The sequence below is a fragment of the Streptomyces prunicolor NBRC 13075 genome, from assembly GCF_000367365.1.
Taxonomy (GTDB): Bacteria; Actinomycetota; Actinomycetes; order Streptomycetales; family Streptomycetaceae; genus Streptomyces; species Streptomyces prunicolor.
In genome coordinates this window covers 1-11,493 of the sequence record NZ_BARF01000168.1, presented here as the reverse complement: position 1 = coordinate 11,493, position 11,493 = coordinate 1, and the positions used below count along the sequence as shown (strand labels likewise).

At 68.5% G+C, this 11,493-nt stretch carries 9 protein-coding genes; 8 read left to right on the top strand and 1 reads right to left on the bottom strand.

Annotated elements, in window-relative coordinates:
• Positions 1–319: 319 nt before the first annotated feature.
• The 8 genes from SPR02S_RS54265 (at position 320) to SPR02S_RS54230 (ending at position 10,898) form a co-directional block, all read left to right on the top strand.
• A complete protein-coding gene (locus SPR02S_RS54265) occupies positions 320–1,681 on the top strand; it encodes a S53 family peptidase (protein WP_019065420.1) in 1,362 nt (453 codons plus the stop codon).
• A gap of 416 nt (positions 1,682–2,097) precedes the next feature.
• Entirely contained in the window at positions 2,098–3,411 is a 1,314-nt protein-coding gene (locus SPR02S_RS54260; protein ID WP_019065419.1) for a S53 family peptidase, read from the top strand.
• Positions 3,412–3,783: 372 nt separating this feature from the next.
• Positions 3,784–4,092, top strand: coding sequence for a DUF8827 family protein (locus tag SPR02S_RS54255; RefSeq protein WP_019065418.1), 309 nt, complete (start codon positions 3,784–3,786; stop codon positions 4,090–4,092).
• 180 nt (positions 4,093–4,272) lie between these two features.
• On the top strand, positions 4,273–5,115 hold the full coding sequence (locus tag SPR02S_RS54250) for a DUF8175 domain-containg protein (protein ID WP_019065417.1): 843 nt from the start codon (positions 4,273–4,275) through the stop codon (positions 5,113–5,115).
• Positions 5,105–6,424: a membrane protein gene (locus SPR02S_RS54245; protein ID WP_019065416.1), complete on the top strand. Its 1,320-nt coding sequence runs from the start codon at positions 5,105–5,107 to the stop codon at positions 6,422–6,424. The genes SPR02S_RS54250 and SPR02S_RS54245 overlap by 11 nt, the downstream gene beginning before the upstream one ends.
• Entirely contained in the window at positions 6,421–7,980 is a 1,560-nt protein-coding gene (locus SPR02S_RS54240) for an SCO6880 family protein (protein ID WP_019065415.1), read from the top strand. Before SPR02S_RS54245 ends, SPR02S_RS54240 begins: the two co-directional genes overlap by 4 nt.
• A 7-nt stretch (positions 7,981–7,987) precedes the next feature.
• A complete protein-coding gene (locus SPR02S_RS54235) occupies positions 7,988–9,421 on the top strand; it encodes an ATP-binding protein (RefSeq protein WP_019065414.1) in 1,434 nt (477 codons plus the stop codon).
• A 16-nt stretch (positions 9,422–9,437) separates the two neighbouring features.
• The gene (locus tag SPR02S_RS54230) at positions 9,438–10,898 is read left to right on the top strand and encodes a type IV secretory system conjugative DNA transfer family protein (RefSeq protein WP_019065413.1); all 1,461 of its coding nucleotides are present in this window, start codon (positions 9,438–9,440) and stop codon (positions 10,896–10,898) included.
• A 24-nt stretch (positions 10,899–10,922) separates the two neighbouring features.
• On the opposite strand, the gene SPR02S_RS54225 is transcribed toward SPR02S_RS54230, so the two are convergent.
• Positions 10,923–11,468, bottom strand: coding sequence for a GNAT family N-acetyltransferase (locus SPR02S_RS54225; RefSeq protein WP_019065412.1), 546 nt, complete (start codon positions 11,466–11,468; stop codon positions 10,923–10,925).
• Between the last annotated feature and the right edge of the window lie 25 nt (positions 11,469–11,493).

The following is an 11,493-nucleotide window of genomic DNA, read 5'->3' as shown; positions in this document are numbered from 1 at the left end:
CCCACCCGCACCCCGCACACAACCGAACCACCCACCCCCAACCCGCCCGCAACCCGCTCGCACCCCCAGTCAACGCGCGTCCCACTGTGGATTTCCCGTGGAGACAGTCAAGCCCGAGCCATCCCCACCCCATCCCGCAGCCACTGATCAGCAATCCCCCAACCCCCTTGAGTAACGCGGAAGTCAGAATTCCGGAACCCACCTTGTTGTCACGTACTCAACAAGAGATGGTCATCGCGGGCCGCCGCCCCCACCGGGAACCTCACCGGTGGACCCCCCACCCGCAGGCCTCTGCCAACCTCTCTCTGGAGGCTGTACGTTGCGTACGACACCCCCCAACTCCCCCCACATACGCGGCAACTGGCGCAGACTCGGCTCCGCCGCCGCCGCGACCGCCGCGCTCCTGCTCGCCGGACTCGGCACCGCGGCCCACGCGAGCGCCGCCACCACCCCCCAAAAGGCGACCGCCAAGACCATCGCCGCACAGGTCGCCAAGGCCCATGTGCAGTACGAGAAGGCCGCCTGCGGCGCCACCCCGAAGAAGGGCTTCGCCGCCTGCAACGCCCTCCGTGTCACCGGCGGCACCACCGCCTTCATGGAGAAGCAGGCCGCGCTGAAGGGCATCGCACCCAAGACCATCTCCCCGAAGGCCGCCTCGGACGACCCCACCGGCTACGGCCCCTCGGACATCCAGTCCGCCTACGGCCTGGCGAGCGCCGCCTCCTCCAGCGGCTCCGGCGAGACCGTCGCGATCGTCGACGCCTACGACGACCCGAACGCCGCCGCCGACCTCGCGACCTACCGCTCGTACTACGGCCTCTCGGCCTGCACGGTCGCCAACGGCTGCTTCACCAAGGTCAGCCAGACCGGCTCGACGACCTCCCTCCCCACCGCCGACAGCGGCTGGGCCGGTGAGGAGTCCCTCGATCTCGACATGGTCAGCGCGACCTGCCCGAACTGCAACATCCTCCTGGTCGAGGCCAAGTCCGCGAGCGACGCCAACCTCGGCACCGCGGTGAACGAGGCCGTCAAGCTGGGCGCGAAGTTCGTCTCGAACTCCTACGGCGGCTCGGAGTCCTCCTCCGACACGTCGTACGACACCTCGTACTACAAGCACGCGGGCGTCGCCATCACCGCCAGCGCGGGCGACGAGGCCTACGGCGCCGAGTACCCGGCCGGTTCGCAGTACGTCACCTCGGTCGGCGGCACCGCCCTCAAGACCTCCTCGAACAGCCGCGGCTGGACCGAGTCCGTCTGGAAGACCAGCAGCACCGAGGGCACCGGCTCCGGCTGCTCGGCGTACGACGCCAAGCCCAGCTGGCAGACCGACACCGGCTGCACCAAGCGCATGATCTCCGACGTCTCCGCGGTCGCCGACCCGGCCACCGGCGTCTCGGTCTACGACACCTACGGCGACGACGGCACCGGCTGGGGCACCTACGGCGGCACCAGCGCCTCGTCCCCGATCATCGCCTCGGTCTACGCGCTGGCCGGCACCCCCGGCACCAGCGACTACCCGGCGAAGTACCCCTACGCCGCGGCCGGCACCTCCGCCCTGAACGACGTGACGAGCGGCAACAACGGCTCCTGCTCGACGAGTTACTTCTGCACCGCCGGCTCGGGCTACGACGGGCCGACCGGCTGGGGCACCCCGGAGGGCGTGTCCGCCTTCACCGGCTGACCGCACTCCACTCCGCGAGAACCTCCCCGTCGGGTCACGGGGAGCCGCCGGCAGAGGGGGACGTGGGGTCCCCTCGGCGGAGCAAATGGCAACGGGCCGCGGCAACCAGCCGCGGCCCGTTCGCCGTGCCCCGCACCCCCTGCGCGCATGTGCTAAGCGACTGCGTGACCAGTGGAAACACCATGGAAATACTGTGAGTTGGGTCAAGCGGGAGCCACTCCCTGGCCATCGGACGGCCATCGGGAAGTAAGGCCCAGACCCCGTTCGGCAATACGGAGGTCAGGATTCCAGCAGCCTCTTGTTGTCGCGTACTCAACAAGGGATCGTCATCGCGGGCCGCCCCCCACCGCCGGGGAAACCGCACCGGCGACACGCACCCGCACCGCCCCTGTTCCACCGACTCAGGAGGCTGCACCTTGCGTACCACGACCCCCAACTCCCCCCACACGCACGGTAGATGGCGCCGCACAGGGTCCGTCGTCATCGCCACGGCCGCACTCCTCTTCACCGGCCTCGGCACCGCCGTACAGGCCGACGCCGCCGCGAGTGCCACCACCTCCACGAAGGTGACGTACGCCGCCACCCCCTGTGCGACCCCCAAGCACACGGGTGACCTCACCTGCAAGTCCTACCGCGTCACCGGCGGCCTCACCGCCTACCAGAAGGCGCTGGCCGCGAAGACCGGCATCACCCCCAAGGCGGCCGACGCGACGACCCCCTCCGGCTACAGCCCGACCAACCTCCGGTCCGCCTACGGCCTGACCTCCGCCGCCGCCTCCAACGGCTCCGGCGAGACGATCGCGATCGTCGACGCGTACAACGACCCGAACGCCGAGGCAGACCTCGCCACCTACCGTTCGTACTACGGCCTTTCGGCCTGCACGACGGCCAACGGCTGCTTCAAGAAGGTCAGTCAGACCGGCTCGACCACGTCCCTCCCCACCAGCGACGCCGGTTGGTCCGAGGAGATCTCCCTCGACCTCGACATGGCGAGCGCGATCTGCCCGCTGTGCAACATCACCCTCGTCGAGGCCACCAGCGCCAGCTACGCCAACCTCGGCACCGCCGAGAACGAGGCCGTCACCCTGGGCGCCAAGTTCGTCTCGAACTCCTACGGCGGCTCCGAATCCTCCTCCCAGACGACGTACGACACCTCGTACTACAAGCACGCGGGCGTGGCCATCACCGTCTCCTCCGGTGACAGCGCCTACGGCGCCGAGTACCCGGCAACGTCCCAGTACGTGACGGCGGTTGGCGGCACCAAGCTCTCCACCTCCTCCACCACCCGCGGCTGGACCGAGGCCGTCTGGCGCACCTCCAGCACCGAGGGCACCGGCTCCGGCTGCTCCTCCTACGACGCCAAGCCCACCTGGCAGACCGACACCGGCTGCACCAAGCGCATGGAGTCCGACGTCTCCGCCGTCGCCGACCCGGCCACCGGCGTCTCCGTCTACGACTCCTACGGCGTCACCGCCGGCTGGTACACCTTCGGCGGCACCAGCGTCTCCGCCCCGATCATCGCCGGCGTCTACGCCCTCGCCGGCACCCCGGCCAGCGGCACCTACCCGGCGCAGTACCCCTACGACTACGCGGGCACCTCGTCCCTCAACGACGTGACCAGCGGCTACAACGGCTCCTGCTCGACGGCGTACTTCTGCACCGCCGAGACCGGCTACGACGGCCCGACCGGCTGGGGCACCCCGGAGGGCATCTCGGCCTTCGCCAACTGACGGTGACCTGCCCCCCACCCTGAGCTGATCCTCCGTCACATGACGTGCCACAGTGGGTCGTGGGGGCCACACCTGGCACGGGAGAACGGGCCGCGGCATCCAGCCGCGGCCCGTTCATCATGAGAACATCAAGGCGAACCGAATCCAGTAAACAGGGGCTAACGACCAAACCACGGACAGGTTCCGATCCGACTTCATTGCCCGGCGTTACCTACCGTGATACACAGAGTGACCGTACGGTGTATTCGTACGAAACCCGCCAATCAATGACGCCAAGTCGACATCCGACGGCGCCTTTGTCGGCGACAATGATGCCTGACCTCTGCGCACCTGCAGGGGATGCGGAACTACCCACCAGGGGCGGTGACTTACATGCTCTTCGCGGCCGACAAGGGAGACATCAACACCATCATCGGGGGGATCGCTCCGGACTGGGGCCCCTTCGGCAGCCTGGGTAACGAGGCGAAGGTGATGATCGAGGTCGTGATGGCGGTCGCCATCCTGCTCTGCCTCGGTATCGCCGTATGGGGTGCGGCCAAACAGCGCATCGGCGCGACGGCGCTCCGCGACACCTTCAGCGCGGAACAGGGCAAGGGACTCATCGTCGCCGGCCTGACCGGCGTCTTCATCATCGGCTCCCTCGGCACCCTCTTCACGATCGTGTACGGCATGGCCGTGTAGCCGTCCGACCGGAGCCCCCTCCTCGTCTCCCCACCCCTCCACTCCCCCGCCCGTCGTGCCCACCGGCTGAGGTTGCGTCTCCCTGATGTCGAGTCACCACTCCGCGCCCGCGCGGGAACCAGCACGGCTACCGTCGTACTTCCAGATGTTTCTGGACGACGGCGAAGGGGCGTACCCGGCATGAGTCCCGGAGACGAACACGAGACCTCCGGCGGTTACGGCGGCACCGGCCAGACCCGCACCCGCTACCCCCAGGGAACAGGCGACGTCTACGGCGGCGCCCGCCGCGGCGGCAGATCCTCCTCCTCCAAAAGCCTGGTGACGGTCGTCGGAGTCGTCGTCCTCCTCATCGCCGCAATCGCCTTCGCGAACCGCGGCGACGGCACTTCGTCCTCGAACGACAGCACCACGTCAAGCGGTTCGAAGCCGGACGCGGCATCTACGGCGGCGAGCGGGACGAAGCCGGTGGAGACGAAGACCGGAGGAATTCCGTCGGGGTTCGCGCATACCGAACAAGGCGCGCAGTCGGCGGCGGCGAACTACTCCGTGTCGCTGGGCTCGACCGGCATGTTCCAGAAGGAGATCCGGCACTCGCTCGTGAACTCCCTCTACACGTCCGCTGCCGCGAGCAAACTGACGGGCCCGATGGATCAGGCCTACTCGGCCGACTTCCTCAGCAAGCTGGGCCTCGACGCCAACGGCAACGCACCGACCGGCAGCACGTTCGTCTCCCGCGTGATCCCGGTGGGCACGACGGTCCAGCATTACAGCGACAACGACGCGAAGATCGCGGTCTGGTACGTGGGGCTCATCGGCATGTCCGGGCAGACCTCGACCGACCCCGTCACCACCTCGTGGAAGACCTGGACCTTCGACCTCCAGTGGTCCAACGGCGACTGGAAGATCGTCACGGACTCCCAGAAGGACGGCCCCGCCCCGGTACCCGGCGACGACACGGCCGCCACCTCGGACGAGATCAGCAAGGCCATCGACGAGTACGGAGGGTTCACTTATGCCCGGTAACCCGCAACGCGTACTCAGGCTCGCCGGAGCCGTGACCGCCGTGCAGACCTCGCTCGTGCTGCTGGCCACCCATGCCGTCGCCGCGACCCCCAGCCCGTCGCCCTCGGCGTCCAAAAGCTCCGACTCCTGCAAGCTCATCGTCGGCGAGGCCAAGAAGTACTGCGAACGCACCAACGAGAAGAGCACCACGGCCCCCAGCACCACCGACACCCTCGACCCCCTCTCCTCCCTAGGAAAGGGCTGCGCCGAAGCCGCCTCCTGGACCATCGACAAACTCAGCGACGCCGTCAAAGAGACCGCGAACGTCGACTTCACGAACCCCAGGTTCCTTCAGCAGTACGCCGTTGTCTTCGCCGCGTCCACGATCCTCACCCTCCTCCTGTGGCTCCTCGCGGTAGCGAAGCGCGCGGTCCGAGGCGTCCCCCTCACCACCGCGATCTCCGAAGCCATCGGCTTCCTCTGGCTCACGGTCATCGCCTCCGCGTTCACCCCCCTGATCCTGTACACCGTCGTCTCCGCCACGGACGGCATCACAGAGGTCCTCGCGAAAACCACCGGCAACCAGACGGACACCTTCTTCGGCAACTTCTCCGGCGCCCTCGCCAAGGGCAACAACATCGGCGGCGGCCCGATCATGCTGATCGTCGTCTCCCTGGTGTCGATCCTCGCCGCCGGCATCCTCTGGCTGGAGCTCGTCATCCGCGCCGCCCTCCTCTACGTCGGCGCCCTCCTCGGCACCGTCGTCTACGCGGGCCTCGTCGACAAGAACCTCTGGGGCCACGTCCGCCGCTGGGCCGGCATCATGATCGCGGTGATCCTGGTCAAACCGGTCATCGTGATCGTGCTCGGCCTGGCCGGCGCGCTGTCCACCGCTGACGGCCCGGACTCGTTCTCCGCCGTCGTCTCCGGCCTCGCCATCATCCTGCTCGCCATCTTCGCCAGCGCGATGATCTACCGCTTCGTCCCCGGCTTCGGCGACGAGATCGCCGGCGGCCGCAGCAACCGCATCATGCAGGGCGCCGAGGGCAAGGCCGCCGCGGTCATCAGCTCCCCGGCCACCATGGTCGCCCAGGGCATCAAGACCCACAGCGCCCGTACGAACGACGGCGGGGGCGGCCAGTCCTCGTCCGGCGGCGGCGCCCGCCCGTCCAACCCGGTCTCCGGCGGCGTCGCGGCCCACAGCAGCCGCCCGTCGAGCGGCGGCGGCGGAGCCGTCCCCTCCGCCGCGCCCCCGCCCCGCCAGAGCCCGACGAACACCCCGCACGCCAGCAACGCCCGCAACAACCGCACGGGAGGTGAAGGGCGTTGACGACAGAGTCCCACCTGTCCCATCCGATCACGCCCCGCCGGACATATCTCATCGGCCGAGCCCGGCCGAACGCGATCGTCGGCAAGAATCGCGAGACCGGCGAGATCGCGCTCATCATCCTGGGCGCCTTCCTCGGCATGATGAGCGGACTCCTCGTCCCCGTCCTGTCCCTGCGCATCGTGCTGCTGACGGGCTTCCCGATGCTCGCGCTGATGGCGGTCTACGTGCCGTACAAGCGCCGCACGTTCTACAAGTGGTTCGAGATCAACCGCAGTTACAAGCGCACCCTGCGCAACGGCACGACATACCGCTCCTCCGTCATGGAGGCCGGCGTCCACCTCGACGGACGCGAGGTAGAGATCGGCCCGCCGCCCGGGATCGGCCGGATCAACTGGCTGGCCGCCCCCTTCGGCCCGGACGAGATCGCCGTACTGCTGCACGCGGACCGCCGTACGGTCACCGCGGCGATCGAGATCGAGGGCCCGGGCGTCGGCCTGCGCGACAGCGAGGACCAGGAGGCCCTCGTCGACCGCTTCGGCACGCTCCTCAAGCACGTGGCGAACGGCGACGGCTTCGTCACCCGCATCCAGATGCTCGCCCGCACCCTCCCCGCCGACCCGGACGCGCACGCCAAGGACGTGGCCCAGCGCGGCGACGAGAAGTCACTGAGCTGGCTGCAGCAGTCGTACGACCAACTCCAGTCGATGGTGTCCACCAGCAGCGAGCAGCACCGCGCCTACCTCGTCGCCTGCATGCACTTCACCCGCGAACTCTCCGCCGAGGCCCACGCGATGGCCCGCGCGTCCCGCCCCCACGCGGGCCGCAAGCTCGACCGGGACGCGGGCCTCGCGGTCGTCATGGCACGCGAGTTGACGGACATCTGCTCACGTCTCCAGGAAGCCGACATCCGCGTACGACAGCCGCTCGGCCAGGGCCGTCTCGCCTCCCTCATCCACTCCATGTACGACCCGGACCACTCCATCGACCACCTCCAGGCGATGACGAAGCGCAACGCCTGGCCGGCCGAACTCGACGCCATGGAACCGACGTTCCTCCAGGCGAAGACCCGTGAGTCGTCGACCCGCGAACCGTGGTGCCACGCCACGGCCTGGGTGAAGGAGTGGCCGATGACCCCGGTGGGCGTCAACTTCCTCGCCCCGCTCCTCGTCCACACCCCGGACGTGATCCGCACGGTCGCCGTCACGATGGACCTCGAACCCACCGAGGTCGCCATCGAACGCATGCTGACCGAGAAGACGAACGACGAGGCCGACGCCTCCCGCGCCGCCAAGATGAACCGCACCGTCGACCCCCGCGACGTCGCCGCCCACGGCCGCATGGACCAGCGCGGCGAGGACCTGGCGAGCGGCGCGGCCGGCGTGAACCTGGTCGGCTACATCACCGTCTCCTCCCGCAACCCCGAAGCCCTCGCGCGCGACAAGCGCACGATAAGGGCGTCCGCCGGCAAGTCGTATCTGAAGCTGGAGTGGTGCGATCGCGAGCACCACCGCGCGTTTGTGAACACATTGCCGTTCGCCACCGGCATCCGGAGGTAGGGCTCAGATGCGGGATCCGCTGTCCGTCCTCACCGACGCCTTCACGTCCTTCCTCTTCGGAAAGATCGAGTCCACCCGACTCCCCGTCCGCACCTCAACAGGCCAGGCCCAGGCGGTCTACCTGCCAACAGCCGCCCCCGGCCTCGGCGACTCCGGCGTCATCATCGGCCGCGAGGTCTACTCCGGCAAGGGCTACATCTACGACCCCTTCCAGCTCTACGGCCAGCAGCTCCCCGCCCCCCACTGGCTGGTGCTCGGCGAGTCCGGCAACGGCAAGTCGGCCCTGGAGAAGACGTACGTCCTACGCCAACTGCGCTTCCGCGACCGCCAGGTGGTCGTCCTGGACGCCCAGGGCGAGGACGGCGTAGGCGAATGGAACCTGATCGCGGAGGAGTTGGGGATAACCCCCATCCGCCTGGACCCAACCGCCGCCCTGGACATGGGAATCCGCCTCAACCCCCTCGACCCCGCGATCACGACGACGGGCCAACTCGCCCTGCTTCGCACGATCATCGAGGTGGCGATGGGCCACGGCCTCGACGAACGCTCCGGCTTCGCGCTGAAGGTGGCGCACGCCTACGTCAACGAGACGATCGTCGAACGCCAGCCGGTCCTGATGGACATCGTCGAGCAACTACGCCACCCGGAACCGGAGTCGGCCGAGGCGATGAACGTCGCCATAGACGACGTACGGGCGTGGGGCCTGGACGTGGCCCTCGTCATCGACCGCCTGGTCGACGGCGACCTCCGCGGCATGTTCGACGGCCCGACGACGGTGGGCATCGACCTCGACGCCCCCCTCATCGTCTTCGACCTGTCCCACATCGACCGCAACTCCATCGCCATGCCCATCCTGATGGCGATCGTCGGCGTCTGGCTGGAGCACACCTGGATCCGCCCCGACCGGAAGAAGCGCATCTTCCTGGTCGAGGAGGCCTGGCACATCATCAACAGCCCCTTCGTGGCCCAACTCTTCCAGCGCCTGCTGAAGTTCGGCCGCCGCCTGGGCCTGTCGTTCGTGGCGGTGGTCCACCACCTGTCGGACGTGGTTGATGGGGCTGCCGCAAAGGAAGCGGCAGCGATCCTGAAAATGGCGTCGACACGAACGATCTACGCCCAAAAGGCGGACGAAGCCCGAGCAACCGGGCGGGTGTTGGGCCTGCCACGCTGGGCGGTGGAGATCATCCCCACCCTCACCCCCGGCATCGCGGTGTGGGACGTCAACGGCAACGTCCAGGTGGTCAAACACCTGATCACCGAGACGGAACGCCCCCTGGTCTTCACCGACCGCGCGATGACCCAGTCCTCCCGCGAACACGACCAGGAAGTGACCGACGACGCCCTGCGCGCCGCCGAGTTGGAGGCCGAGGAACGCGCGGCGGCCTTCATGGAACAGCAGTTGAGCGATCTCGACGGCTCCTCCGAGTCCACGGTGGCGTGAACGGCGGTGGCATGACATGAGACCGGACGACGGTGGACGCGAGCGCCAAGGGGGCATCCCCGACGGCCTGTTGGTGGGCCTGCTCGCGTTCCTCATCGGCATGACGCTGCTGGTGTGGTCGGCCACCGGCCTGGCCGCCCTGTTCTCCAAGAGCAGCTGGCCGACCGGCGTGACCTTCGCCCGCACCCCGATGGCCATGCGCCACCTGATCGCCCAGCCCCACGACATCACCGGCGCCTGGCCCCAGTCCCCACCCGCCGAGTTCTCCGGCTACGGCCTCTTCTGGGGCCTGTTCATCGGCGAGTTGATGATCCTGGTCGTCCTGACGGTGTTCGTGATGGGCACGCTGGCGAGATGGCGGGCGGTACGGGCGAGAACACGGGCGAAGGCCCTGGTGGTCCCGCCCCCACCGGAGCCCCAAGAGGTACCGATACAGCGCCCGGAACCACAACAACAGCCGCAGCCGCAGCCGCAGCCGACGGTCGTCCTTGAACAGGCGCCCCCTGCACCGCACTTCGGGACTTCTCCGTCCAACGGCGAACGGGTGAGCGGGTGGGAAAAAGTCTTTCTGGCGACGGCGGAAAGCCGCCAGACCACAGCCACCCAGGCCGTACGAGACGCAGAAGGCCCAGCCCTGGTAGTCACGTCCAACAAGGCGGTCTGGCAGGACACAAAAGACGCCAGAGCCAAACTGGGCCCAGTCCTCCTCTACGACCCCACCCACCTCTGCGACACCCCGGCCCGCCTCCACTGGTCCCCCACAACGGGCTGCGAGGACAAACCAACAGCGGTAAAACGAGCCGCCGCCCTCCTCACCCCGGTAAGACCCACGGCGAAGATCGACCAGGCGGTGGCGGACACAGCCGAAATACTCCTCCGCAGCTACCTGCACGCCGCCGCCATCGACGGCCGCACCATCCGCCACGTCCACCGCTGGTCCCAGGGCACCCAGATCCAGGACGCGGTAAGAATCCTCCGCACCAACCCCAAGGCAGCCGCGGGTGCAGCGGGCGAACTGGAGGCCGCCCTCACGTCCCACCCCGAACGCCGGGACATCGCCCAGGAGTTGACGACCCGCGCCCTGTCCTCGCTCTTCACGGTCAACATCCGCGAAGCCTGCACACCCAACCGAACTGACGCCCTCTCCTTGGATTCCTTCGCGAACGAAGGGGGCACGCTTTATCTGGTCGGTGAATCCATCGAGGACCCCCGTACGACCCCGGGCGCGATGCCTCTCCTCACCGCCCTCGCATCAAGCGTGGTCGAGCGCGGCCGGCACATGGCCGAACGGTCATCGGCCGGTCGCCTCGACCCACCAATGACCCTTGTCCTGGACGACGTAGCCGCCGTGGCCCCGCTCCCCCAACTCCCGGAGCTCCTCGCCAAAGGCGCGGACCGAGGCCTGCCGACCCTGGCCCTCCTCCGCTCCAGAGAACAGGCCAGGGCCCGCTGGCCCCACCACGAACTACCGGTCTAGCAACGGGACTTACGGCGTCCACGGCTACGGCCGCTCGACCGCCATCTCCACCTCACGCTCGTCCGGGTTCCCGGCCAACGGCACGACGACGCCCGTAGGGACGAACCCGACCTTGCCGTAGAACCGCCGGGCCCGCTCGTTGTCCTCATGCACGATGAGCCGCACCCGCTCGACCCCACGCCCCCAGGCCCACTCCAGAGCCGCGTCGAAGAGCACCTCGGTCAGCCCGATACCCCGGACCTCCGGCCGCACGAACACCCCGACGACATGCCCCTGCTTCCGCTCGACGTCGAAGCCGGCCCAGTCCACCGTCCCGGCCTCCTCAAGCAGCACGGTCGCCGTACCGACCCACTCCCCGTCCGGCCCCTCGGCAATGACCTGCTGAGCCTTCTCAGCACCTTCAGCAGCCCCTACGGCCCGCTCCTGGTAGAAGGAGTCCGGCCTGGCCAGCGCTTCGTCATAGGTCTCAAAGAAGGCAAGGTGCGCGACAGGGTCCTGCAGGGCAACGAGCCGCAGCTCCCTCGCCGCGGCCCACTCGTCGGCGCGTATCGAACGGATCTTGTAGTTCATGGCAGCAACGGTAGCCGAAACGCAG